At 62.3% G+C, this 260-nt stretch carries 1 pseudogene; it reads right to left on the bottom strand.

The features are described from left to right. Nucleotides 1–260: pseudogene (locus AC5Y49_RS24890) on the bottom strand (IS21 family transposase); the annotation flags it as partial.

Raw genomic sequence — 260 nt, 5'->3', positions numbered from 1 at the left:
CGATCCGGAGCCACCTTTGGATGCGTCCAGACCGGGATGTCGAACACCGCCTCGGGTACTGGCCCCAGCGCCGCTAGCTCCTCGGCCGAAAAGACTTCGGCTGGGCGCAGCCGGGTGGTGCCATGAATCCGCATCCCGGCGGTCTGAGAACACCACTGCTGCGCACGGGCCTGGCAGTCACCCAGGTTCTGGAAGTGTTCTCCGGCAAAGAAATTCGATCGCACATACTGCACCATGCGTTCTACCCGCGGCTTATCTTT

The sequence above is a fragment of the Mycobacterium sp. NGS62 genome (genome assembly GCF_059812285.1).
The sequence above is the reverse complement of the archived record's forward strand: the minus strand, read 5'-3'. Positions and strand labels throughout refer to the sequence as shown.